This window comes from Janthinobacterium aestuarii, assembly GCF_051380835.1.
Lineage (GTDB): Bacteria > Pseudomonadota > Gammaproteobacteria > Burkholderiales > Burkholderiaceae_D > Janthinobacterium > Janthinobacterium aestuarii.
In genome coordinates this window covers 134,080-157,894 of sequence record NZ_JBNYXU010000002.1, presented here as the reverse complement: position 1 = coordinate 157,894, position 23,815 = coordinate 134,080, and the positions used below count along the sequence as shown (strand labels likewise).

General features: G+C 66.6%; 17 protein-coding genes. 4 read left to right on the top strand and 13 right to left on the bottom strand.

What is annotated here, in order from left to right; all coding sequences use genetic code 11:
• Positions 1-3 precede the first annotated feature (3 nt).
• From ACQ4WO_RS06925 to ACQ4WO_RS06880, 10 genes are read right to left on the bottom strand one after another with little or no spacing between them, the layout of a single operon-like run.
• Positions 4-1,989, bottom strand: a complete 1,986-nt coding sequence (locus ACQ4WO_RS06925; RefSeq protein WP_436480768.1) for an XrtA/PEP-CTERM system amidotransferase — start codon at positions 1,987-1,989, stop codon at positions 4-6.
• Between the two features lie 10 nt (positions 1,990-1,999).
• The gene (locus tag ACQ4WO_RS06920) at positions 2,000-3,202 is read right to left on the bottom strand and encodes a TIGR03088 family PEP-CTERM/XrtA system glycosyltransferase (RefSeq protein WP_436480767.1); all 1,203 of its coding nucleotides are present in this window, start codon (positions 3,200-3,202) and stop codon (positions 2,000-2,002) included.
• Entirely contained in the window at positions 3,192-4,772 is a 1,581-nt protein-coding gene (xrtA, locus tag ACQ4WO_RS06915; RefSeq protein ID WP_436480766.1) for an exosortase A, read from the bottom strand. The genes ACQ4WO_RS06920 and xrtA overlap by 11 nt, the downstream gene beginning before the upstream one ends.
• Complete coding sequence (locus tag ACQ4WO_RS06910; RefSeq protein ID WP_436480765.1) at positions 4,769-6,061, bottom strand: TIGR03087 family PEP-CTERM/XrtA system glycosyltransferase; 1,293 nt, start codon at positions 6,059-6,061, stop codon at positions 4,769-4,771. The genes xrtA and ACQ4WO_RS06910 overlap by 4 nt, the downstream gene beginning before the upstream one ends.
• Positions 6,062-6,075: 14 nt before the next feature.
• Positions 6,076-7,158, bottom strand: coding sequence for a FemAB family XrtA/PEP-CTERM system-associated protein (locus tag ACQ4WO_RS06905; RefSeq protein WP_436481177.1), 1,083 nt, complete (start codon positions 7,156-7,158; stop codon positions 6,076-6,078).
• Complete coding sequence (locus tag ACQ4WO_RS06900) at positions 7,158-8,009, bottom strand: XrtA system polysaccharide deacetylase (RefSeq protein ID WP_436480764.1); 852 nt, start codon at positions 8,007-8,009, stop codon at positions 7,158-7,160. Before ACQ4WO_RS06900 ends, ACQ4WO_RS06905 begins: the two co-directional genes overlap by 1 nt.
• Positions 8,006-9,166, bottom strand: coding sequence for a non-hydrolyzing UDP-N-acetylglucosamine 2-epimerase (gene wecB, locus ACQ4WO_RS06895; protein WP_436480763.1), 1,161 nt, complete (start codon positions 9,164-9,166; stop codon positions 8,006-8,008). The genes ACQ4WO_RS06900 and wecB overlap by 4 nt, the downstream gene beginning before the upstream one ends.
• Before the next feature lie 12 nt (positions 9,167-9,178).
• Positions 9,179-10,702, bottom strand: coding sequence for a TIGR03016 family PEP-CTERM system-associated outer membrane protein (locus tag ACQ4WO_RS06890; protein WP_436480762.1), 1,524 nt, complete (start codon positions 10,700-10,702; stop codon positions 9,179-9,181).
• Positions 10,686-11,519, bottom strand: coding sequence for an XrtA-associated tyrosine autokinase (locus tag ACQ4WO_RS06885; RefSeq protein WP_436480761.1), 834 nt, complete (start codon positions 11,517-11,519; stop codon positions 10,686-10,688). Before ACQ4WO_RS06885 ends, ACQ4WO_RS06890 begins: the two co-directional genes overlap by 17 nt.
• Positions 11,520-11,535: 16 nt before the next feature.
• On the bottom strand, positions 11,536-13,065 hold the full coding sequence (locus ACQ4WO_RS06880) for an XrtA system polysaccharide chain length determinant (RefSeq protein WP_436480760.1): 1,530 nt from the start codon (positions 13,063-13,065) through the stop codon (positions 11,536-11,538).
• A 254-nt stretch (positions 13,066-13,319) separates the two neighbouring features.
• Between ACQ4WO_RS06880 and ACQ4WO_RS06875 the strand changes: the two genes are divergently transcribed.
• Both ACQ4WO_RS06875 and ACQ4WO_RS06870 read left to right on the top strand, forming a co-directional pair.
• On the top strand, positions 13,320-13,943 hold the full coding sequence (locus tag ACQ4WO_RS06875) for an XrtA/PEP-CTERM system exopolysaccharide export protein (protein WP_436480759.1): 624 nt from the start codon (positions 13,320-13,322) through the stop codon (positions 13,941-13,943).
• Positions 13,944-14,144: 201 nt separating this feature from the next.
• A complete protein-coding gene (locus ACQ4WO_RS06870; RefSeq protein WP_436480758.1) occupies positions 14,145-14,891 on the top strand; it encodes an N-acyl amino acid synthase FeeM domain-containing protein in 747 nt (248 codons plus the stop codon).
• Between the two features lie 4 nt (positions 14,892-14,895).
• Here the strand turns inward: ACQ4WO_RS06870 and ACQ4WO_RS06865 are convergent, their stop codons facing one another.
• Genes ACQ4WO_RS06865 through prsT form a run of 3 tightly spaced genes read right to left on the bottom strand, consistent with a single transcriptional unit; the run spans position 14,896 to position 20,933 of the window.
• Positions 14,896-15,672: a S1 family peptidase gene (locus ACQ4WO_RS06865; RefSeq protein ID WP_436480757.1), complete on the bottom strand. Its 777-nt coding sequence runs from the start codon at positions 15,670-15,672 to the stop codon at positions 14,896-14,898.
• The gene (locus ACQ4WO_RS06860) at positions 15,669-18,146 is read right to left on the bottom strand and encodes a hypothetical protein (RefSeq protein WP_436480756.1); all 2,478 of its coding nucleotides are present in this window, start codon (positions 18,144-18,146) and stop codon (positions 15,669-15,671) included. Before ACQ4WO_RS06860 ends, ACQ4WO_RS06865 begins: the two co-directional genes overlap by 4 nt.
• 3 nt (positions 18,147-18,149) lie before the next feature.
• Positions 18,150-20,933, bottom strand: coding sequence for an XrtA/PEP-CTERM system TPR-repeat protein PrsT (gene prsT, locus ACQ4WO_RS06855; RefSeq protein WP_436480755.1), 2,784 nt, complete (start codon positions 20,931-20,933; stop codon positions 18,150-18,152).
• A 248-nt stretch (positions 20,934-21,181) separates the two neighbouring features.
• On the opposite strand from prsT, the gene ACQ4WO_RS06850 reads away from it, so the two are divergent.
• Both ACQ4WO_RS06850 and ACQ4WO_RS06845 read left to right on the top strand, forming a co-directional pair.
• On the top strand, positions 21,182-22,510 hold the full coding sequence (locus tag ACQ4WO_RS06850) for a nucleotide sugar dehydrogenase (RefSeq protein ID WP_436481176.1): 1,329 nt from the start codon (positions 21,182-21,184) through the stop codon (positions 22,508-22,510).
• Complete coding sequence (locus tag ACQ4WO_RS06845; protein ID WP_436480754.1) at positions 22,510-23,760, top strand: SDR family oxidoreductase; 1,251 nt, start codon at positions 22,510-22,512, stop codon at positions 23,758-23,760. The genes ACQ4WO_RS06850 and ACQ4WO_RS06845 overlap by 1 nt, the downstream gene beginning before the upstream one ends.
• The last annotated feature ends 55 nt before the right edge of the window (positions 23,761-23,815 follow it).

Below are 23,815 nucleotides of genomic sequence, written 5' to 3'. Positions count from 1 at the left end.
GGATTAGCCTGGGACGGATGTTGGGGTCAGTCCCTGCGGGAGCGCAATACGGCCCATTGGGCCATATTCCCCCGACGGGTCTGACCCCTTTGCAACCTGCCGCAGGAACGCCTCAAACATCAGCAGCGACCATAAGGGCGCGCTGTAGTCGCGCCGCCCGCTCGCATGCTGATCGAGCAGCAGGCGCACGTAATCCATGTCGAACAGGCCGCACTGCGCCAAGGTGGGACCCAGCAGCCGCTGTTGCAGGCGCTGGCGCAGCGGGCCGCGCAGCCAGTCGGCCAGCGGGATGGAAAAGCCCATCTTCTGGCGGTACAGCAGGGTATCGGGCAGCAGCGGGCGCAGGGCTTTTTTCAGCAGGTACTTGCCTTCGCCGCGCCGCAGCTTGAATTGCGGCGGCAGGCCCGACATCCACGCCACCAGTTCATGGTCGAGCAGTGGCGAACGCACTTCCAGCGCATGCGCCATGCTGGCCCGGTCGACTTTGGTGAGGATGTCGCCGGGCAGATAGGTTTTCAGGTCCAGGTACTGCACCTGCGACAGCGGATCTTGCGCGGGGCTGGCCAGCGCGTGGCGGCGCAGCACTTCGACGGCGCGGTAACCGTGCAGGCTGCGCCGCAGCTCTGGGCTGAACAGGCGCGCGCGCATGGCGTCGCCCAGCAGGCTGACTCCGTGAAAATACGCGTCCGTCGTGTCGCGCGCCAGACCCTCGAACGTGGTCTTGGCGCGCAGGAAGCGGGGCGCCCAGTCGGCCTTCGGGTACAACCGTCCCAGGGTGCCGAACAGCGACTGGCGCAAGCCGGCCGGCAGCAGCGGGTCCATCGCCTTGCGCACTTTTTCCTCGCGCGTGTGCAGGCGGTAGCGCCGGTAGCCGGCCAGGCTTTCATCGCCGCCGTCGCCCGACAGGGCCACCGTGACCCGCTGGCGCGCCAGCTGGCAGACGCGGTAGGTGGGCATGGCGGAACTGTCGGCGAACGGTTCGTCGTACAGGTTGGCCAGCAAATCGATCAGTTCGAAGTCGTCCTGCTCGACCTGGCGCGCGTGGTGCGCCGTGCCGTAGCGGCGCGCCACAAGGTCGGCGTAGCGCGCCTCGTTGTACGCCGGGTCGCCGAACGAGATGGAACAGGTGTTGACGGGCGTGCTGCTGACGCCGGCCATCAGCGCCACGACGGCGCTCGAATCGACGCCGCCGGACAGGAATGCCCCCAGCGGCACTTCGGCCACCATGCGGATGCGCACGGCTTCGCGCAGGCGCGCCAGCAGTTCGTCGGCCGCCTGCGCCTCGCTGGCGGCGGGATTCGGCGCGAAGGGAATGTCCCAGTACGATTGCGGCGCTGGCAGCGGCTGGCCCGCGCGGATGGAGAGCGTATGCCCGGGCGGCAGCTTGCGCGCATGCTGGAAGATGCTGCGCGGCTCGGGCACGTAGCCGTAGGCGAAATACTCTTCCACCGCCAGCGGGTCGAGCGCGCGCGGCATGGCCGGATGCGCGAGCAGGGCTTTCAGTTCGGAGCCGAACAGCAAGGTGCCGTCCTGCGCCTCGCCGTAGTACAGCGGTTTGACACCGAGGCGGTCGCGCGCCAGGAACAGCAGGTGGCGGCGGCGGTCCCACAGGGCGAAGGCGAACATGCCGCGCAGGCGCTGCACGCATTGTTCGCCCCATTGTTCCCAGGCGTGGACGATGACTTCCGTGTCGCTGCTGGTGCGGAACTGGTGGCCGAACTGGCGCAGCTCCGCCATCAGGTTGCGGTAGTTATAGATTTCGCCATTGAAGACGATGGCGATGCTGCGGTCGGCGTTGAACAGCGGCTGCTGGCCGCTGGCCAGGTCGATCACGGACAGGCGCCGGTGCGCCAGGCCCAGGCCCGGCTCGCGGTGCAAGCCCCCTTCATCCGGCCCCCGGTGGCGCAGGCTGTGGTTCATGCGCGCCAGCAGCAGCATGTCGATGTCGCGCTGGCCCTGCAAATCAAAGATGCCGCTGATGCCGCACATGGAAGGCCTTTCAGGGAGTGGTGGACAGGGGAGAAGGCTGGCGCGCGCCCGTCAGGCGGTCGTACACGGCCAGGTAGGCGCCGGCCATGGCGGGCAGGCTGTGCTCGGCCAGCACCTGGCGCCGGCCGCGCGCGCCGTGACGGGGGCCCAGTTCCGGCATGCTGTAGTAGTCGAGCATGGCGTCGGCCAGCATCTCGGGCGAACCGGGCGGCACCAGGGTGCCGCTCCAGCCCGGCTGCACCAGTTCCGCATTGCCGCCCACCTGCGTGGCGACGATGGGCAGCCCTGTCGCCATCGCTTCGAGGATGGTGTTCGAGCTGCCTTCGGCCAGCGAAGGCAGCACGAACAGGTCCATGGTGCGCAGCAGTTGCGCCACGTCGTCGCGCGCGCCGGGCAGCCAGGCAAGGTGCGCCACGCCGGCCTGCTGCAGCAGCTCCAGGCAAGCCTGGCGGCACGGCCCGTCGCCGACGATGATCAGGCGCAGGCGCGCGCGGGCGCCCGGCTGCGCCAGCAACAGCAAAAACGCGCGCACCAGCGAGGCATGGTCCTTGACGGCCGCCATGCGGCCCACGCTGCCGATGACGAAGGCGCCGTTGCACAGGAAGCCGGGCGGGCCCACGGCAGCCGGCGGCCCCAGGCGCGGATGGAATTGCACGCTGTCGACGCCATTGCCGATGTGCGACACCTGCGCGGGCGCCGCGCCGATGGCGTCCACCAGCCAGTGGCCCAGGTCGGCGCTGACGGCAATGAAGTGCTGCACCAGCGGCAGCATCAATTTGCGCAGCAGCCGGTATTTGCGGCGTGTGCCGTGCAAGTCGCTCATGTCGCGCCCGTGTTCGCCATGCACGCGCAGGCGCACGCCGGCCAGGCAGGCCAGCAGCTGCGCCTCGAGGCAGCCGAGGTTGCGCGTGTGTACCACTGCCGGCCGCAGCTGTTTCAGCACGCGGTACAGGTGCAGGTAGTGGCGCCAGTCCTTGCCTTCGCGCTTGTCCAGGCTGATCACATCGACACCGGGCGTGGTCAGGCGCAGGCGAAACGCGGTGGCGTTTTTCATGCAGACGATGGCGTGCCGGTAGCGTTCCGGCGGCAAATGGTTGATCAGGTTGACGAGGCCGTTTTCCAGCCCGCCCACGTCGAGCTGGTGGATCACGTGCACGATCAGGGGCGCGGCGCTGACCGCTTCTGTGCCGCCGGTGTCGAAGTCAAGGGCCATGCGGTAGCTCCTGCAAGCGTTGTTCGATGACGGGCAGCGCCGCCTGCAGGAACGCTTGCAGGCGCGCGCGCGGCGGCGGCGCCAGCTCGTCGTAGGCGGCAAAGACGATGATGTCGGCGCCATCCTGGCGCCTGCCCAGCAGCTTGGCTTGCGCCAGCAACAGTTTCACCAGCACGGGCCTGGCCGTGACGATGCCGCCCTGGCGGTAGACGCGCCACACGAGCAGGCGTTCGCCGCCGTACGCCAGCACGCTTTCGCGCACGGCCAGCGCGCCGCTGGCCAGCTTGACGTGCCGCACGCGCTGCGCCAATGGCATCCAGCGGGCGCCATACGGCAAGGCCTGGTGCGTCAGCAGCTCGGCGTCGCGCGCCTGGCGCGCATACCAGTGCAGTTGCAGCCCCACGGGCGTGCCGTCGCCGTCCTGGCGCGCATAGGTGGCGGCAAACCGCGCGGGCGTGCCCGCATACTGCGCTTGCCAGTCGGGTACCGCGTCGTGCAGGCGCCGCCAGGCGGGCGGATCGGGGAAGGCCAGCACCATGGCAGGCAGTGTGGCGCCATCATCGCGCTGGCTGGCCAGCGCCAGTGCCGGCCACACGGCCGCCAGCAGCAGGCAGGCGACGCCGGCGCGCACGGCGGCGCGCGGGCTGGCCGCGCCGGCGCTCAGGGGCACGGGTTGAGCTGACGGCACGGCGCGTGGCGGCGGCAATTCGCGCCAGCGCGCGGCCAGCCAGAACAGCAGCAGCGCCACCAGGCCGAAGAACAGCCAGCCATAGATCAGGTGATCGACACCGACGGCCAGGCGCATGTCGCTCAGGTGGCCCAGCATCACGATCAGGTAGGCGCGCACGCCATTGGCGAGGATGGGCACGAGCAGGGCGGCGGCCATGACGGCCACGCGCCGCCGCGTGCTGTGGCAGTTCACATGGGCGAACAGGGCGCCCAGGGCCAGCGCGGCGATCAGGTAGCGCAAGCCGCTGCATGCTTCCACCACCGACCAGTTGCCGGTGGGCAGAGAAAAATTGCTGCCATCGCGAAATACGGGCACCCCCGACCATTGCAGCGCGGTCACCGTGAAAGCGGCCGTAAAGTCGATCAGGGGCTCGATGAAGACTTCGCCAAACGGTACGGCAAGAAACAGGTAGGCCAGCGGAAAGGCCAGCAGGCGCACGGCCGGCCAGCCGAGGATGGCCAGCACGCAGGCGGGCAGCATGGCCGTGGCCGCATATTGTTCCACCACGGGCACGTTGGCGGCATCGGCCAGCAGCCAGGCCAGGCCCAGCACGCCCAGCAGCAGCAAGCCCTGGCGCGACGGCCGGGGCGCCAGGGCGGCCAGGCGGGCACGCTGGCGCCAGGCCAGCCAGCAACTGATGGGCACGATCAGGAAACCGTGCGCGAACGTCTGCGAGCGGGTCCACAGTTCCACCATCGACCAGAAAGTGGCGTGGTACAGCAGCACGACGGCGGCCAGGGACAGCAGCAGCGCCACCAGCGCGGCCTGGCGCCGCGGATGACCTTGCGGCAGGACGGCCGCATCCGGCAAGCGGGCCAGCTGGTCGAGCTGCAAGCTCATGTGGATGGCTCCCGCACGGGCTGCAAAGGCGTGGCGGCGCTGGCGGCAGCCTCGGAATTGGCCTCGGCTGGCAGGCCCAGCATGGCGCCCAGGCCACGCAGATTGCGTTCCCAGTCGTAATCCTGCAAGACCAGCTGGCGCGCCGCCGCGCCGATGGCCGCGCCGCTGCCTTCGGCCGCGCCACTTTGCGCATTGCGCAGCACGCGCGCCGCATGGTGGATGAATTCGGCGTCGTCGCGCGCCAGCAGCAATTCCAGGCCCGGCTGCGCCGCGATGCCTTCGAGCGCCTGCGGCGTGGCCAGCACGATCTTGCCCATCGCCATCGCTTCGAGCACCTTGTTTTGCACGCCGCGGGCGATGCGCAGGGGCGCCACGGCCAGCGCCGCGCCGGCCAGGTAGGGCCGGATATCGGGCACCTTGCCCGTCACCACCACGCCAGCTACTTTGGCCAGCGCCGTCACGGCGGGCACGGGTGCGCTGCCGACGATATAGAACTGCAGCTGGGGAAACTGGCGCCGCAGGGCGGGCCAGACGTGGCGCACGAACCATTGCACGGCGTCGACGTTCGGCCAGTAATCCATGGCGCCCGTAAACACCAGCGCCTGCACGCCCGCCGGATACACGCCAGGCTGGGCCGGCATGGGCGTGAAATACGCCGTGTCGACGCCGTTGTTGAAGTAGCCCGTCTTGCGCCGCGCCATCGGGGCGCACTGGCGGAACAGGGCCGCTTCGGCCGGCGAGACGAAGCTGGCGGCTGTGAACTGCTGGGCGATATGGCGCTCGTACCGCAGCAGCAGCCGCGCTTCGCGCCGGTACAGCTGCGACATGGGCCAGGGCTTGCTGTCGCCGTACTGGCGCCACTTGTCGGAATCGACGTCGACGAAATCGATCACGCGGTGCAGGGTGCGGCCCGCGCTGCCGTCGATGTATTGCGCCATGGGCCCGGAAAAGGCCAGCGCGTGGCGCACCTTGCCGCCGGACACCAAGTCGTTGACCCATTGCAGCAGGTGCGCATCGCGGTAGTACTGCACGCTCATGGCCTGGCGCGACAGCAGCGCCTGCATGGCGCGCCAGCGGGCCGGGCCCCGCCGCAAGTCGATGAAACGCGTGCTGGCGCACAGGGCGGCCACGGTTTTCGCGTGCTGCCAGTCGTCGTCATCGTCGATGAAGCAGCCCAGGTGCACGCGGAAATGCCGGCTCAGGTATTGCAGCATGTGCCACGAGCGTATCTTGTCGCCCTTGTTGGGCGGATACGGCAGGCGGTGGGCGAGGAAGAGCAGTTCGCGCATGGTGGGTCCTTTGCTTAGCCCAGTTGCCGCACGATGTGCGGCCCCAGCAGGTTGGCCAGCGGCAGCGGCAGGCGGCGCCAGGCGCGGAGGAACAGCGCGTATTTCGGATTCAGGGGATTGACATCCGGCAATGCATTCGCGCGCACGAGCTTGTAGGCATATGGCAGCGGCTGCGGCGCAAAGCCCCAGTTCTTCTTGAAGTCGTAGGCCCCGGTTCCCAGCTTGCTGCGGCCGAAATCGAACAGGCGGTAGCCGCGCGCGCAGGCGCGGCGCATCGCTTCCCAGTACATGAAATCGTTGGCGCCCGTGCTGCGCGCCAGCACGCTGCCGCCGCCGTAATATGGCAGCACTTCATCGCGGAAATAGAACAGCAGCACGCTCGCTTGCGCCTGCTGGCCGTGGTAGACGGTGAGGATGTCGCAGGCGTCACCAAACACCGTGCGCAGCAGGGCAAAATGGCGCCGCGCGAAGACGGGCGTGCCCAGCCGGTGCACGCTGGCCGCGTAGAGCGGGTAGAAACGGCTGATGTCATAGTCGATGGCGCTGTGCAGGCCGGCCGCCATGGCCTTGCGCACGACGGCGCGCTGCTTGCGGGGAATGGCCAGCAGATTCTGTTCCGCGTCGGGGAGCAAGGGGCGGCGGAAGGTCGCGTACAGGGGTTTCTGCAGCCAGGAATCGTCCAGCTTTTCCTGCACCTCACGCCAGCGGTATTCCAGATGCCCCACGCCGAGGTGCCGGGCCAGCGCCAGTGCGGCACTGTCGAGCGCCTGGCGCACGGCCGCGCTGCCGCCGGCGATGCCGCCGTACACGCAAAAGGGCAGCGACACGAGGGCGGAGCCGAACACGCGGCTACGCAAATGCGCCAGCGGCAGCACGCCGGCGATGCGTCCATCCTGTTCCGCGTACAGGAAATAGCTGTCGTGTTTGAAACCTTGCTCCATGATGGTTTGCCAGCCGGCCCGGTGAAAAAAGGTCGCTTCCGGGCACGTGTTGACAAAGGCGTCCCAGCGCGCGTGCTCGTGCGGCTGCAGAGGCAGCACGGCGATGGCGTTGCTGGTGGACTGTGCCTGGTCGGGAGCAAGGCTGGCCTCGTGCATCATGTGCTTTCCAGAAAAATACGGTCCATGCGGTCCCAGGCGAAGTCGCCCGTCAGGCGCCCCAGCCGTGCTTCCATGCGCCCCAGGTTCAGGTAGTGGCGAAAGCGCGTCCTGGCGTCGAGGCCCGGCGGGCGCGGCTGGCCGGGATCGAGTTCCCAGGGATGAAAATAGAATATGCCAGCTTGCCCGTCGCGCGAATTGATGCGTCGCAAAAGCCAGCGCGACAGTGCATACGGCATCAATCTGAAGTAGCCGCCGCCGCCGGCCGGCAAGTTGCGCCCGCGCAGGCGCACGGTGCTGACGGGCAGTTCCAGCACGCCGTGCGGGCCCCGTGGCCGCCAGGCGAAGCGGGGAGCATCGGGCATGCCGTAGTGGTCGTGGCGGATCGGGTAGATGCTGGAACTGTAGCGGTAGCCCGCTTCCTGCAGCACGTCGAAAGCCCACAGGTTGGCCGCACCGATGGAAAAGCTGGGCGCCCGGTAGCCGCGCACGGCCAGCCCCGTCAATTGCTCGAGGATGCTCTTGCTGCGGCGCACGTCGTCGGCGAATTGCGCGGCCGACTGGTCGCTGGCGCGCAGGTGCACATAGCCGTGGCTGGCCACTTCGTGCCCGGCGTCGGCCACGCGGCGCAGCATGGCCGGATAGCGCTCGGCGATCCAGCCCAGGGTAAAGAAGGTGGCGTGGATGCCCCGGCTGTCGAGCAGCAGCAGGATGCGCTCGATATTCGCCTCGACCCGGCATTCCAGGCGGGGCCAGTCGGCGCGCGCGATGTGCGGCGCGAAGGCGGACACCTGAAAGTAATCTTCCACGTCGATGGTGAGCGCGTTGCGCAAAATCACCGGCGGCGTCACGGCGTGCCCCGGTGCGCCGTCAGCCAGGGCGCGATGACGGCGGCGATGCGCGTGGCCGCGTGGCCGTCCCACAACGGCGGAATGCGGCCCTGCTTGCCGCCCGTGTCCAGGATGGCCCGCGCCAGCGCCAAAATGGCGATCGGATCCGTGCCCGCCAGCGTGTTCGTGCCATCGCTCACGGTGACGGGGCGTTCCGTATTGTCGCGCAGGGTCAAGCAGGGCACGCCCAGGGCCGTGCTTTCTTCCTGCACGCCGCCCGAATCCGTCAGCACCAGGCGCGCATCCTGCATCAGGCCCAGCATTTCCAAATAGCCCAGCGGCGGCAGGCAGACGATGGCATGCTGCGCCAGCAGCGGTTCCAGGCCCGCCAGGCGCAGGCCGGCCAGGGTGCGCGGGTGGATGGGAAACAGCAGCGGCAGTTGTTGCGACAATTGCCCCAGCGCCCCCAGCAGCGCTTTCAGTTGCGCCGGCGCATCCACGTTCGATGGCCGGTGCAGGGTCAACAGGCCATACGCGGGCGGGCAGGCGTGGCCGTGGGCGCGCAGGGTGCCGGCGGGCGGCACGGCGCGCGGCAGTTGCCGCCGCAGGCTGTCGATCATGACGTTGCCCGTGAAGTGAATGCGTTCGGGGGCGATGCCTTCGCGCAGCAGGTTGGCGCGCGCGCCTTCCTCGCTGGTCAGCAGCAGGTCTGACAGCTGGTCCGTCAGCACGCGGTTGATTTCCTCGGGCATGCGCCGGTCGCCGCTGCGCAAGCCCGCCTCGACGTGGATCACGGGCATGCCGCGCTTGGCCGCCACCAGCGCGCAAGCCAAGGTGGAATTGACGTCGCCCACCACCAGCACGCCATCGGGCGCCAGCGGCGGATGCGCATCGAGCACGGCGTCGAAGCGGCGCATGATCTCGGCCGTCTGCCGCGCGTGGTTGCCCGAGCCCACGTCGAGGCAGATATCGGGCGGGCGCAGATCCAGGTCCGCAAACAGCTGGCCATTCATGGCCGTGTCGTAATGCTGGCCGGTATGCAGCAAGGTCACGCGCACGGCGGGCGCCTGGCGGGCCAGGGCGGCCAGGATGGGCGCCATCTTCATCAGGTTGGGGCGCGCGGCCACCACGCACAGCAGGTGCGCCGGCGCGGCGGACGCAAGAGAGGGGTCGGACATGCTGCGGCCTCCTTAGAATTGCATGGTAAGCGTGGCGCTGACGCCGTTTTCGCGGTAGTCGCCGCCGCGGTTGCTGGCGTGCCGCGTGTGCCGCACATCGATGCTGGCCGTCATGTTCGGCTGCAGGAGGCGCGTGTAGCCGGCCGTCACGGTGATGTTGTTGTCGCGCCGGGGCACGCTCAGCGAGCGCACGCTGGCGTAGCCGGCATTGACATTCACGCTGGTGCGCGAACTGGCTTGCCAGCTCCAGCCCACGTTGCCGCCGATCTGGCGCGTGCGGTCTTCGCTGCCGAATTCCACGCCGGGCAGCAAGCCGCTGTCGATGCCGCTCGCCGTTTGCGCCGTGCGGTCGACGGCGGTGATGCCGGCGATCATCGTGCTTTTCGCCGTGGCGCGCGCCATCGTCAGCTTCAGCTGCTTTTGCAGGAAATAGCGGTGGCTGAAGTAATTGATGGCGCCCCGTTCCGGCCCCAGGCTGTTGGCGTAGCGCAGAAAGGCATCGATGCGCAGGCGCCGGTCGCGCGCATTGGGAAAGATGCCGCGCCACAATTGATCGAGCAACTGGCCCGAGTCGCGGTTGCCCAGGCGCGAAAACTGCGTGGGCATGGTGGTGATGTTTTCGCTGTAGTTCAGTTGCCAGTTGGTATGGCGCTGCAGGAACGTGGCGTCCAGGCTGTAGGTGGTGCCGAAGAAGCGCTTGCCGGTGCTGAAGGCCACGCTGGTGCGCGGCGACGGCGTCCACACGCCGCCCAGCGACCAGAAGCGGCCCTCGGGCGCCTTGCCGCTGGCCGAGATATAACCTTCCTTTTCCATGCCGCCGCTGGCCGTGGCCGACCATTTGCTGCTGAACGGATAGCGCAGGCCCACGCTGCTGCGCTGCATGCGCACGGGCGCCAGCTTGCTGTCCTGCGTGCGGCGCACGTCGTGGCTGGCGTTCCATGTCCAGCCGGTGCCGCGCGGCTCGCCGCTGAGCAGCAATTCCATTTCATCGCTGTGCACGGACAGCACGTCGCCGCCGCTGTCGACCGTGTTGCGCGTGTAGCGCAGCTCGGCCGTGGCCAGGCCGCGGAGACGGTGGCGCAAATAGGGGCTGATGCCCGTGGTGCGCACGGTGCTGGCATTGTCCGTGTCGGGCAGATCGTCGATCAATTGGGGGCCGAACGGCGAGATGTTGCGCCGGCTCACGCTGGCGTTGGCATCGATGAAGAACCAGTCCTTGACCAGTTCGGCGTCGGCCGAGGCCTGCAGTTCGTGGTTGTCGGTATCGGCCCGTTGTCCGGACAGGTATTTGTGCCAGCTGTAATCGAGGTGCACGCGCAGCCGGGGGCCCGTGCCGATGAGGGCAATGGCGGGCGCGATTTCCGTGATGAAGTCCGACTGCGCCTTGCCGGGCGGCGCGCGCAAGGCATTGTCCGTATAGCTTTCGCGCAGGCGCAGCGACGGTTTTGCCAGCCAGTCGATGGCACTGGCCGGCACGGGCAGCAGCAGGGACAGCAGCAGCGGCAGCGAGCCCCGGCGGCTAATCGTAATGGCCATAGCCGTAGTAGTCGTTGCCGGGGAACGATTTGGTCTTGTTGTAGATCAAATGAATGTGTTCGCACGACTCGATCTGCCGCAGCGCCTCCTTGACGGCGTGCTGGGTCGTCGTTTCCGCCTCGACCACCATCACCACTTGGCCCATTTGCCCCACCAGCGCGTGCGCTTCGCTGGTGATCAGCAGGGGCGGCGAATCGAAGACGACGATGCGGTCGCCATAGCGGCTGGCGATCTCGGCCAGCAAGCGGCTCATGGCGCGGCTGGCCAGCAATTCCGTCGCGTGCTTGTTGCTGCGTCCGGCGGGCAGGATGCTAAGGTTAGCCACGTTGGTTTTCAGGATCACGTCGGCCATCGCCAGTTGCGGGTCGAGCAGCACGTCCATCAGCCCCGGCTCCGGCGGCAGGCCCAGCACTTTCAGCACGGACGGGCGCGCCACGTCGGCATCGACCAGCAGCACCGTGATATCCAGTTCCATGGCGATGCTCATGGCCAGGTTGACGGCGCAGTAGGTCTTGCCTTCGCCCGGCATGGCGCTAGTGACGACGATCAGGTTGCCGTGGCGGATGGCGTCGCTGCCGCCGGCGCGCGCCTGGCGCAGCAGCGGGCGCTTGATGATGCGGAAATCCTCGGCCACGGCGCTGCGCCCGCCATCGTGCGTGAGCATGCCTTGCTCGTCCAGCTTGGCCAGGTTCAGGGCGCGGTAGCGGGGCGACCGGCTTGCGTCCGCGCCATCCGTACCGTTCACTATATATGGCACGCTGGCCTCGGCCACGCCGAGGATCGTGGGTTCGTGTTTGCCGCTGTCCTTGCTGCTCATCGTCGCTCCCTTGGATCTAGAATTTCAGCAGCGCGGCCGTCATGACCCCGCCGTACAGGACGAACAGGCTGCCCAGGCAGGCGCCGAAGCCATAGCGGGCGCGGCGGCGGCGTACCTGCTGCAGCGGCGTCCAGTTCATCGATACCGTGCCCAGCACGTTCAAGCCCGTGGCATCGCGCAGTTCGGAGGGGCTGAGGAAGGTGGGACGCACCTGGCTGATGAGCAAGGCCGTCGCGACGCCGGCCACCAGTGCCGCGCCCAGCGCCGCGCTGAACAGCAGCGGGCGGTTCGGGCCGACGGGCGCATATTGCACCGTGGGCGGGTCGATGATCTTGAAGGCCATCATGTCGGTGGTGGAACTGAGTTCGCCCGACAGCTTGGCCGCTTCGCGCCGGCCGATCAGCTTTTCATAGTTTTCCTTGTTGATGATGTAGTCGCGGTTGAGCTGCGCCAGCTGCGATTCCACCTCGGGCACGGCATTGCTTTGCGCCAGGAGGCGCTCGTTGCGCGCGCTGTATTCCTGCACGCGGGCGCGGATGGCGGCCACCTTGGCGTCCGCATCCGTCAGCGCCACCTTCAACTGCTGCAGCATGGGGCTGTAGTTCTTGCCCGGGTCGCCGGACGCCATTTTCAGCTTGCTTTCCTCGATCTTGCGTTCTTCCAGCTGGGCCACGAGGCGTTTCGAAGCGATGATGTCGGGATGCAGTTCGGTAAATTGCATGCGCAGATTGTCGAGGTTCTTGTTGATCGAGGCGATGCGCTCGTCGAGTTCGGGATTCGTGATGGCTGAGGCGCTTGGCTCCAGGTCGAGCACCGGTTCGTCGCCCTCGATCTGGCTCTGGATGGCCTTGCGCGACTGTTCCGCCTCGACCAGTTCCAGCTTGGCATTGTTCAGGCTATCGGACGACATCAGCAGCTGGCTGCCATAGTCGATGCCCTGGCGCGGCAGCAGCAGGTTGTTGCGGATCTTGAATTCCTTCACCAGGTTTTCCGCCGCGCTCAGCTTGTCTTCGTAATTCTTGATCTGCTCGTCGATGAACTGTACCGCCTTCTGCGAATCGCCCTTTTTACCCTGGAAACTGCCTTCGACAAAGATGGTCAGCAGGCTTTGCACGACGTCGCGCACGAGCTTGGGGTCGCGCCCGCTGTAACTGATGGTGTAGATGTCATACGCGTTGGTGCCCGTGATCTTGATGCGGCTCATCAAGTTGTCCAGCTGGGCTTCGTGTTCGCGCACGGTCTTCGAATCCAGGTCGAGGTCGACCATGCGCATGACGCGCTCCACGTTCGGGCGGCTGAGCAGGGTGCGGCTCATGATGGCCACCTGCTGTTCCGTGTTCGGCACGCTGGTCATGCCGGCCATCAGCGGCTTGAGGATGGTTTGCGTATCGACAAACACGCGCGCCGACGTCTGGTAGTCGTCGGGCAGGGTGATCACCTTGATGAAGCCGCCGATGGCCACCAGCCACGCCACCAGCACCGCATGCCAGCGGTACTTCCAGATGCCTTTCAAGCCGGAAAGCAGTTGCTGTATCAATTCTTCCATGTCGCTTCCTTCAGGTGACGATGCTGATCGGTAGATGGGGTGGCGGCGCGGACAACGACGGCGTCTTGCAAGAAATACTTGCTTGTTGAGTAAGCAAAGTATAGGGCGGCTGTGGAGCAAGATTTTCCAAGATGATTGCTTCTTGATACGCCTCAAGGTTCACTTGCCGGGTTTTAATAATCATAGGAAGTTCGCGGCCCAGGCTGGTTCTGCGGGGCCGGCCATGGACGCGCATCGACTCGAAGAGGCTCCGCATGAATCCATTTCGCCGTGCATTTGTCTGCAACACGCTGGTCCTGGCGGGCGCCGCCAGCCTGCTGGGCGCTTGCCGCACGCGCCCTCCGTTGGCGCCCTCCGACGACAGCGCCCCCATGCACGATTACCTGATCGGCCCGGGCGACTCCGTCAACATCATCGTCTGGCGCAATCCGGAAGTATCGCTGACGGTGGCCGTGCGGCCGGACGGCAAGATCACCACGCCGCTGGTCGAGGATTTGCCCGCCAGCGGCAAGACGTCGACCCAGCTGGCACGCGACATCGAGCAAGCCTTGAGCAAGTTCATCCAGCAGCCCGTGGTGACGGTGATCGTCACCAATTTCTCGGGACCGTATGGCGAGCAGATCCGAGTGATTGGCGAGGCGGCCAAGCCGCAGGCGCTGCCGTACCGGCTGGGCATGTCGCTGATGGACGTGCTCATCGCCGTGGGCGGCATCACCGATTTCGCGGCCGGCAACAAGGCCAGCATCATTCGCGTGCGCGAAGGCAACCAGCAGCAGCTGAGGGTTCGGCTCGACGATTTGCTGAAGGAAGGCGATATTTCCGCCAACGTCATGATGCGGCCGGGCGATGTGTTATTGATACCGGAAAGCTTTTTTTAACAGCAAGCTCAACAATGTCAAAAAAGCAATTATATTTGCCATTTTGTACTTATAGACAAATTTCATCGTGTTATTTTGCTATCCCAAGGTAAATTTCTTCTGTTTTTTTTAGCTATTGCTGGGAACTTCTCCAGTTTTTCTCTTGTCACAAGGCATTGGCTTCAGTCCGTCTCGACGGCTGCCGATGAACGTGAGGACAAGATGAGCTTTGAAGATGAACCCATAATTTCCTTCGACACGCCAGGTACCTTCAGTGACCTGGTGGTGGGCGAGGGGCAGATCGACCCGGCCATGGAGCATGAGCTCGACCTGCAGCGCTTTCATATCCGCATGGCCAATTCGCGTGGCCGGCGCGAAGCGGCCAGTTTGCTGATCCGCAAGATGTACGGCTGGCGCGGCTATGCCGTCGATCCCTGCACGGCGCATGCGCTGAATAAAATCACGCTGTTCGCGGAAACGGCCGGCACCACCGTCGGCACCATGACCTTGTGCCTCGACAATGACGAGACGGGCTTGCCCGCCGATGAAAACTTCCGCGACAAGCTCGACGTCCTGCGCGCGCAGGGCCGGCGCCTGTGCGAACCGTCGCGCCTGGCCATCGACAAGGGCGTAAGCAAGCGCGTGTTTGCGGCGCTGATTCATATTTCTTATATCTATGCCCACAATATTCACGGCTTTACGGATTACGTAATTGAAGTCAACCCGCGCCACGTGGTGTTTTACAAGCGCATGCTGGGTTTCCAGGACTTCGGCGGCGAGCGCGAGTGCACGCGCGTGGGGGCGCCGGCCGTGCTGCTACGGCTGGACCTCGATTACATGGGGGCCCAAATCCGTAAATTCGGTGGCCTGATGGAACAGCATGGGGGTGAACGGTCGTTTTACCCCTTTTTTTTTCCGACATGGGATGAGCCCGGCATTACCAGCCGGCTGAGGCAGGGGCGCAACTGACCAGTCATTTATTCTTCAGCAAGATCGCCTGCATGTGGCTGCCCGGAATCGCGTAAGTGATGCCGCTGGGCGCGCTGATGGCTGCCTCTTTGAGGCCCTTGACGTACACCATGTTGACGATGCCGTAGACGAGACCGGTCTCGGGATCGAACAAGGGACTGCCGCTGCTGCCCGGATACGCCGTCGCGTCCAGCTGGAACACGGTGTACGGCGCCTTTTGCAGCTGCGCCAGGCGCCGGACGTCGAGGCGCTGCGCGTTTTCGCTGGGCATGACCACGGGTGTCAGCGATGACACGGTGGCGCGGTGCGTCACGTGGCGCAGCCCCAGCAATGTGCCCAGCGGAAATCCCGTAAAGGCCATGGCCTGACCTTCGCGCACCGTGGCCGCGTCGCCCAGCGCCAAGGCGGGCAGGGGCGCGCCCGCCAGGCGCAGCAAGGCCAGGTCGTGTTCCGTGTCCAGCGCCTGGACCTTGGCGGGGCGAAATTGCGCTACGTCGCCCTGGCCCGTGAGTATGCCGATGACTTCGTTCGGATTGGCGTCGAGCAGTTTCTGGATCACATGGGCGCAAGTGAGCACGCTCAGGCCGTCACCGGTCACGAAACCGGTGCCGATGAAATTCATCGGCGGCGTGCGCGTTTTTTGCAGGTTGCCCACGCCGACGATCGATGGTTTGATGCGCGCGATGGTTTGCGCCAGCGGCGCATCGGCGCGGCACGGCGCGCTGGCCAAGGCCAGGCACAACAGGAGGGTGAAAAAGAAGGTAAACGGCAGGGCTTTCATGGCGGCGCACTTTCAACGTGAGGAGGTGGCACGGGCTGCAGCAGCGCGCACAGCAGCATCAGGTAGCACAGCAGGGCGATGCGCGGCACGTCGAGCAGGCTGTCGAACAGGCCGACGACGAGAAAACCCAGCAGGGCGGCGGCGCACGCCAGCGCGCCTGCATCGCCGCGCGCGGCCTGGCGCAGCAGGCGCCGGCCGGCCAGAACCAGCAGGGCCAGCATGGACAGGGCGCCGCACCAGCCCGTTCCTATCAGCAAATGCAAGGCCATGCTCTTGATATGCCATGGCAGGTGGTGGTGGTCGCTGCTGAAAAACCAGTAATTGTTGGCTTGCGTAAAGCTCCCGTTGGCGATCAGTTCCTCGCCGCCCGGCGCGCGCAAGCTCAGATTGTCGACTTCGAGCACCGACGAGGTGGCCGTGCCACTGGCCGCCAGTTCCAGCTGCACGGGCGGACGCAGCAGCCAGGCACCGGCGCCCAGCCAGGCGCTGTCGAACGGCACTTCGTAGTGTTGCCATCCCTCCAGCGGGTTGCCAGGCGGCGGCGGGCGCAGGCGCAGCGGAACGTTCACGCAGCCCTGGGCGTACAGCAATTGCCGCTGGCACAGGCGCACCAGCAGCACGGGCATGGGTCCCGTGCGCCGCACGTCGAGCGCCAAAGTGTAGTGCGTGGTGGGCTGCACGGGCAGCCGCTGCAGCAGCCGCAGCAATTCGCCATAGCCGGCGCTGTAGCCGGGACTGGCCAGGCGCACATACCGGTTTTCCCCGTCTTCCGCATATGCGATGCTGGCCGGCACCTCGCGTTGGGGATTGTGCCAGTAATATGTGGCGGGAAAGCTGCCGCTACCCATGCCGAACAGGCGCTCGCCCCAGTCGGACGGCTGCATGGCCAGCGCCTGCCGCCAATGGCGCAAGCGGCCTTGCATGTCGAAGGCCGTGGTGGCGAAACGTTCGGTGGCGTAATAGCTGGCCGACACGGGTATCGCCAGCAGCAGCAGGATGCCGGCCGCGCCCGCGATGCTGAGGCTGGCGCGGTCCAGCCGCCACAGCGGCGGGCGCAGGCGTCCATTGCACAGCATCAGCATGGCCAGCAGCACGACCAGGCCGGCCGGCAGCAGCGCCGGCGGTCCCGCCCAGTGCCAGCCTATCCAGGCGAGATTGCATGCCAGCATGGTCCACGCCATCATCGCCAGCCCCAGCCTGGCGGGTTCCTTGCCGCCGGCGCCGCTGGACCACAGGGGGCCCGGCAGCAGCACGATCGCCAGCAGCACGGCGGCCAGCAGGAACAGGAAATACGGGCCTTTCAGCCAGCCGGCCGTTTGCTGGCCGGACGGTTCCGGCCACCAGGCGGCCAGCAAGCCTTGCAGGCACAGCGCGCACAGTACGCTGGCAGGCGCCAGGCGCCACGGCAACGGTCGCGCGGCCAGCACGAAGCTGGCCGCGAGCAGGACGACGGCGGCCAGCAAGCCCCGGTAGCCGGCCAGGCTGAACATGTACACGAGCAGGACGGTGCCCAGGCCGGCCAGCAGCAGCCTCAGCAACACTCCGCGCATGGGCGACTGGGAAGGCGCGCGCCGCGCCGCGCCGGGCGCCGTCCGCAGGGTTTGCCAGAATCCCAGCAGCATGGCCGCGGCCAGGGCCGCGTACAAGCCCCGCGAAAAGGTCGTGAACGCCGCGTGCAGGGCCAGGGCCAGCAGCAGCATGGCCAGTACCGCGTGCCAGCGGCTGCTGGCGCGCGCCAGCCACAGCGCGGCAAACGGCAGGCTCAGGGCCAGGTAGCCGTCCAGCGCGGCGCCACCCGTGTGCATGGCGGAAAACGGCGCCGTGATGCGGTAGTCGCTGGACAGGTTCGACAGACCGGGAAACACGGCCCGTTCCCATAGCGCGAACAATGACACCATGGCCAGCCCGGCCAGCATGCCCGGCAGCGCGTAGCGGCGCAAGGCGGGCGCGGACGCGTCGCGCAGCAGCAGCGGCAACAGCAGCATGCTCCAGGCCCAAGCCTTGCCCAGCCGCAAGCTGTTGTAGGAACTCAGGTAATTATCCCAGGCATTCAGGTCGAGCGGCGCCAGCGGCAGGACGCCGCGCAGCAGCGCCGCCAGCCAGGCCAGGCTGCACAGCAGCAAACAGGCGCGGGCGGCCGGCGAGAGCCGCGCCGCTGCCGCTTGGGCCGGTCCGCCCAGGCGCCAATAGCCGCAGGCTACGGTCAGCAACAGCAGCACGTCGATTTCTTCGAGGAAGAACCAGCCCGTCCACGGCGCCAGGTCCAGCACGGGCAGCAGGGCGGGCACACAGAACAGCCAGCAGGCGGGACGCCAGCACAGCAGCAGGAAATACGCGGGCAGCAGGGCAGCAAACAGCAGGCCGGGCCAGCCGTGGCCCAGCGGATAGTGGCGCAAGGCAAGCATGCAGGCCGCGCCCGCCAGCAGGGCCAGCGGCCGCGCTGCCAGGCCAGGCATGGCAGCGTGCACAGCCATGGCCTACAGCTGGGTCAGCAAGGCCTGCGCCTCGGCCCGCTGCGGAAAGTCCTTGTTGGCGGCAAGCAGTTGTTCCAGCTGCTTGCGCGCGCCGCCCTTGTCGCCCGATTTCGCCAGGGCCGCGCCCAGGTGGTATTGCACTTCGGGCGACTTCGGCGCCAGGTCCGCCGCCTTGCGCAGCAGGGCCGTGGCGCGCTTGACGTCGCCTTGCTGCAGCATGATCCAGCCCAGGGTGTCGAGCACGGCGGGATTGCCGGGGGCCAGCTTGAGGGCCTGTTCGGCCGTGGTCTGCGCGCGCGGATCTTTTTCCTGCTGATACGCCCACGCCAGGTCGTTCAGCGCCACCACGTTATCCGTGTCCTTGGCGACCACATACTGGAAGTGCTCGATGGCGGCGCGGTATTGCTTGGCCGCCAGCCGGGTGCCCGCCAGGTAGGTGCGCGTCGGCAAGTCTTCCGGGTGCTCCTTCAGCCAGGTGGCCATGCGCGCATCGGCTTCGCGCTCTTGCCCGGACGCCTGCAAGGCGCGGTACAGCTGCACCTGCAAAGGGCCGATGGGGCTGATGCCGAACGCGTGCTGGTACAGCTTGACGGCTTGCTGCGGCAGCTTTTGCTCCATCAGCACGTCGCCCTCGAGCTTGTAGCCAGCCGCCAGCTTCGGCCGCTGTTCCTGCACTTGCCGCGCCACGGCCAGCGCCTCGCGCTGGCGGTTCAGGTTCAGCAGCAGTGCCACTTCGACGACGCGCGCTTCGAGCAGGGTCGGGTCAATCACTTGCGCCCGCTTGACGGCTTGCAGCGCATTCTGGTGGTCGCCCAGCGCCAGATGCAGGCTGGCGATGCGCATCTGCAAGGGCGCGGACGTGGTCTGTATGCTGGCCAGCTTGTTGTAGCTGTCGAGCGCTGCCGGCGCCAGGCCGGCGCTGTACTCCACCTGGGCGCGCAGGGCCAGCGCATCGGCGTCACCCGGGTGGCCCGTTTGCAAGGTGCGCGCCAGCTCCAGCGCCTTGTCGGGCGCGCCCGTCTTCAGGTAGAAGTTACTGAGCAGCAGGGCTGGCGCGACGGCGTCGGGATTGTCGCGGTGGCCCCGCTCGAGCCAGCGCCGCGCCTCTTCCGTCTTGCCCTGCGACGCGGCCAGCTTGGCCAGCGCCGCGCACAGGTCGGCATTTTTCGGCGCTTTTGCCAGCGCCTTCTCGAAGCGCTGTTTCGCCTGCTCCGGCTTTTTCTCGGCCAAGTCGATCTGCGCCAGGTTGTTCAAGGCGGGCAGGTAGACGGGGTCCATGCTCAGCGCCTGCTCGAAACTGGCGCGCGCGGCAGGCAAGTCGCGCAAGGCCAGGTAGACGCCGCCTTTCAGGTTCAGCAGCAAGGGATTCGTGCCTTTCTGCTGCTCTTCCATCATGTTGACGCTGGCCAGGGCCTTGTCGTTCTGCTTGTTGCGCAGCAAGGTCATCACCAGCATGGTGCCTGCTTGCGGCGTGCTCTTGTCGAGCATGCTGGCGCGTTCCAGTTCATTGATGGCGCGGCTGTTTTCGCCCATGCCCAGGCGGCTGATGCCCAGGGCCGCATGCAGCCTGGCCGTGTCCGGCGCCAAAGTACTCGCCTGTTCGAAATACGCGGTTGCCTTGTCGTACTGGCGCGCGCGCAAGTGGGCTTCGCCGGCCAGCGACAGCAATTCCACGTCTTCCGGGAAGGCGGCCAGCATCGGTTGCAGCAAGTCGATGGCGGCATCGGTCTTGCCACGCATCAATTCGATCGACGCCATCATCTTGACGGCATACAAATGCCTGGGATACACGGCCAGGAAGCGCCGCAGATAGTTTTCCGCCTGCGGCGGCGAGCCGAGCGCCAGTTGCACGGCGCCGGCCAGCAGGATGGACGGCATGTGGTCGGGCGCCGCCTTGAGCACCAGCTGCAAGGCTTGCAGGGCCGCCTTGTGCTTGCCCTGGCGAAAATCGAGCAGCGCCTGGGCTTGCAGCAGGCCCAGGCTGTTGGGCGCCGTCTTGCGCGCCGTGGCGAGCTGCGCGCCCGCTTCCGCATAGCGGTTCTCCACGATATCGAGGTTGGCCAGGTCGATGTGCGCCTGGGTATTGTCCGGTTTTATCTTGAGGATCTGCATGTAGGCGAGCCGCGCCGCAGCGTTCTTGCCTTGCAGGCGCAGCAGGTCGCCCTGCAGGCGCAAGGCGTCGAGGTTGGCGGGCGCGCTTTTCAAGGCTTGCGCCAGCAGCAGCTCGGCCGCCGGCACCTGGTGGTCGAGCGCAGACAGGCGCGCCAGGCCCAGCAAGGCCTCGACCTGGTCGGGATGGGCTTCGAGCAGGCGCGAGTACAGGGCGTGCGCCTCGTCCTGGCGGCCCAGGGCCAGCAAGGCGTCGCCGCGCAGGGCCAGCACGCTGGCGGGCTGCGCCGCATCGTCGGCGATCTCGGCCAGCACCTTGTCGAACTGGCCCAGCATCAGCCAGATCTTGCCCAGCAGGGGCATCACTTGCTGCGGCGCCAGGCCCAGCGACTTTGCCTTGCGCAATTCTTTTTCGGCCGACAGCGCTTCGCCCGTGTCGATATAGATGCTGCCCAGCAGCAAGCGCGCGGCCGCGTTGTCCGGTTCCTTTTGCAGCAGGTTCTTCAACTGGATGATGGCGGCCCGCGCTTCGCCTTTCTGCCGGTACTGCTGCGCGTCGGCCAGCAGGGATGCACTGCTCTGCGTGCCGTGGCAAGCCGTCAGCAGGGGCAGCAGCAGGGTACAGCACAGTGCGGCGGCCGGCAGGCCAGGGAAAGGGCGGGGCAGGGAACGGGCCATGGAAGTCTCCGGTAGCGGCGTGCGTGGACGATTAGCCGATTCGCGATGGGCGATGGGCGATGGGCATGGTCTAGCTTAAAAAGATGGCCGCCGTTCTCCTTGATTGCGCTCAACAAGCCGCTGATTGTCCGCACGCATGCTGGCCGCCGGCCCGTGTTTCTTGTTCCCGCTCAAGAATGGCCCGATTGGCAACCGTAGAATTTCCCGGACGGCGATGCTCGTGCCGCAACCATTCGGAGCACATGCATATGGATAGCAAGGTGGAGAGCAATGTGAATAGCAAGGTGAATGGCAAGGGCGGCGTGGTGGCGGTGGTGGGGCTCGGTTACGTGGGCTTGCAGCTTGCCGTGGCGTTCGGCATGCGCCAGCGCACGATCGGCTTTGACTTGTCGGCACGCAAGGTGGAAAGCTACCGCAGCCATGTCGATCCGACCGGTGAAGTGAGCACGGAACAGCTGCGCGCGGCGCAATGGTTGAGCGTCGGCTGCGATCCGGCCGAACTGGAACTGGCCGATTTCATCGTCGTGGCCGTGCCCACGCCAGTCGACAGCGCGCACAATCCCGATTTCTCGGCCCTGGCCGGCGCCAGCGCGGCCGTCGGACGGCACATGCGGCGCGGCGCCATCGTCATCTACGAGTCCACCGTGTACCCGGGCGCGACCGAGGAAATCTGCATCCCCATCCTCGAACAGCATTCGGGCCTGCGCTGGAAGGAAGACTTTCATGTGGGTTTTTCGCCCGAACGCATCAACCCCGGCGACAGGGACCACACCCTGCACAGCATCCGCAAGGTGGTCTCGGGCGACGACGACGCCACCCTGGACCAGGTGGCCGCCCTGTACGAAGGCGTGGTCGAGGCGGGCGTGCACCGGGCGTCGAGCATCAAGGTGGCCGAGGCGGCCAAGGTGATCGAAAACACGCAGCGCGACCTGAACATCGCGCTGATGAACGAACTGGCCATCATCTTCGACCGCATCGGCATCGACACCCTGGAAGTGCTGCAGGCGGCGGGCACGAAATGGAATTTCCTGCCGTTCCGGCCCGGCCTGGTGGGCGGCCACTGCATCGGCGTCGACCCATACTATTTGACGCACAAGGCGGAAATGCTCGGCTACCACCCGCACGTGATCCTGGCCGGGCGCCGCATCAACGATGGCATGGCCAAGTTCGTGGCGGAAAAAACCATCAAGGAAATGGTGCGGGCCGGCTTCAAATTGAAAGGCTCGCACGTGAACGTGCTGGGCCTGACCTTCAAGGAAAATTGCCCGGACCTGCGCAACTCGAAAGTGGTCGACATGATCCACGAACTGCAATCGTACGGCGTGCAGGTGCACGTGCACGACCCTGTCGCCGATGGCCGCGAAGCGCTGGAAGAGTACGGTTTATTGCTGGAAAGCTGGGAACAGCTGCCGCAGGCCGAGGCCATCATCAGCGCCGTCTCGCACCAGGCCTTGCTGGCCCGTCCGCTGGCCGACTTCCAGGCCAAGGTGCTGGAAAACGGCTGTTTCATCGATATCAAATCGCATTTCGACCCCCGTCCGCTGGAAGACGGCGGCCTGCACGTGTGGCGGCTGTGATGGCGGCCGAACCCTTCGATCAGGCCGCAAACGCGGCGCGAAACGCCTCCGCTGGTGATCCGGCTGCCGGTGCCTATGCGCAAGCCTGCGCACAACTGAGCAAGGAACCTCGGCGCTGGCTGGTGACGGGCGTGGCCGGCTTCATCGGTTCGCACCTGCTGGAAACCCTGCTGAAGCTGGGACAGGAAGTGCGCGGCCTCGACAACTTCATAACGGGCCACCGCCACAACCTGGAACAGGTGTGCGCCAGCGTGGGCGAGCAGGCGTGGCGCCGCTTCACCTTCATCGAAGGCGATATCCGCGATCCGCAAGTGTGCGCGCGTGCATGCGGTACGCCTGCGCAGGCCGCCAGCCAGGCTGCCAGCGCCGGCGATGGCGAGGCGGACGGCGAGACAGATGCGGCCGATGGTGGCAGCGGCAGTGGCGACCACAGCATGGGCGAGCGCGGCCGCGCCGGTGCGGGCGGCCCCGTTGCCGTCGCCGCCGTCGATTTTGTGCTGCACCAGGCGGCGCTCGGCTCCGTCTCGCGTTCGCTGGAAGACCCGCTGCTGTGCCACGCCGTCAATGTCAGCGGCTTCCTGAACATGCTGGCCGCCGCGCGCGACGCGGGCGTGCGGCGCTTCGTGTATGCGGCCTCGAGCGCCACGTATGGCGACCATCCGGCCCTGCCAAAAGTGGAACAGCACATCGGCGCGCCCCTGTCGCCGTATGCCTTGAGCAAATATGTCAACGAGCTGTATGCGCAAGTGTACGCGCGCTGCTACGCCATGCAGACGGTGGGACTGCGCTATTTCAATGTCTTCGGTCCGCGCCAGGACCCGCTGGGCGCCTACGCGGCCGTCATTCCCCGCTGGATCGCCGCCATGCTGGACAAGCAGGCCGTGCACATCCATGGAGACGGCGCCACCAGCCGCGACTTCTGTTTCGTGCACAACGCCGTGCAAGCCAATATCCTCGCCGCCACGCGCGCCGACCCGGCAGCCGTCAACCAGGTCTACAACGTGGCCGTCAACGCCCGCACCAGCCTGACGCAGCTGCACGCCACCATGCAGCAGATGCTGTTGGCCGCCCGTCCGCAGCACGTGCCGCTGGCGCCGCACTATGGCGAGTTTCGCGCCGGCGATGTGCGCCATTCGCAGGCGGACATCGCCAAGGCGGGCCGCCTGCTCGGTTATGTCCCCACGCACAACCTGGCGCAAGGCTTGCGGCAGACCATCGCCTGGTATATGGAACAGGCTGAACGGGCTTGAATGGCAAGCTTGCCACGCGCGAGGCATATGCTGGCCAGGTACACCCCGATATCGG

Bases quoted from the DNA above. Each gene is read 5' to 3' on its own strand.
- ACQ4WO_RS06925 (WP_436480768.1), bottom strand. From the start codon at position 1,989: ATGTGCGGCATCAGCGGCATCTTTGATTTGCAGGGCCAGCGCGACATC.
- ACQ4WO_RS06920 (WP_436480767.1), bottom strand. From the start codon at position 3,202: ATGGCCCTTGACTTCGACACCGGCGGCACAGAAGCGGTCAGCGCCGCG.
- xrtA (WP_436480766.1), bottom strand. From the start codon at position 4,772: ATGAGCTTGCAGCTCGACCAGCTGGCCCGCTTGCCGGATGCGGCCGTC.
- ACQ4WO_RS06910 (WP_436480765.1), bottom strand. From the start codon at position 6,061: ATGCGCGAACTGCTCTTCCTCGCCCACCGCCTGCCGTATCCGCCCAAC.
- ACQ4WO_RS06905 (WP_436481177.1), bottom strand. From the start codon at position 7,158: ATGCACGAGGCCAGCCTTGCTCCCGACCAGGCACAGTCCACCAGCAAC.
- wecB (WP_436480763.1), bottom strand. From the start codon at position 9,166: ATGTCCGACCCCTCTCTTGCGTCCGCCGCGCCGGCGCACCTGCTGTGC.
- ACQ4WO_RS06890 (WP_436480762.1), bottom strand. From the start codon at position 10,702: ATGGCCATTACGATTAGCCGCCGGGGCTCGCTGCCGCTGCTGCTGTCC.
- ACQ4WO_RS06885 (WP_436480761.1), bottom strand. From the start codon at position 11,519: ATGAGCAGCAAGGACAGCGGCAAACACGAACCCACGATCCTCGGCGTG.
- ACQ4WO_RS06880 (WP_436480760.1), bottom strand. From the start codon at position 13,065: ATGGAAGAATTGATACAGCAACTGCTTTCCGGCTTGAAAGGCATCTGG.
- ACQ4WO_RS06875 (WP_436480759.1), top strand. From the start codon at position 13,320: ATGAATCCATTTCGCCGTGCATTTGTCTGCAACACGCTGGTCCTGGCG.
- ACQ4WO_RS06870 (WP_436480758.1), top strand. From the start codon at position 14,145: ATGAGCTTTGAAGATGAACCCATAATTTCCTTCGACACGCCAGGTACC.
- ACQ4WO_RS06865 (WP_436480757.1), bottom strand. From the start codon at position 15,672: ATGAAAGCCCTGCCGTTTACCTTCTTTTTCACCCTCCTGTTGTGCCTG.
- ACQ4WO_RS06860 (WP_436480756.1), bottom strand. From the start codon at position 18,146: ATGGCTGTGCACGCTGCCATGCCTGGCCTGGCAGCGCGGCCGCTGGCC.
- prsT (WP_436480755.1), bottom strand. From the start codon at position 20,933: ATGGCCCGTTCCCTGCCCCGCCCTTTCCCTGGCCTGCCGGCCGCCGCA.
- ACQ4WO_RS06850 (WP_436481176.1), top strand. From the start codon at position 21,182: ATGGATAGCAAGGTGGAGAGCAATGTGAATAGCAAGGTGAATGGCAAG.
- ACQ4WO_RS06845 (WP_436480754.1), top strand. From the start codon at position 22,510: ATGGCGGCCGAACCCTTCGATCAGGCCGCAAACGCGGCGCGAAACGCC.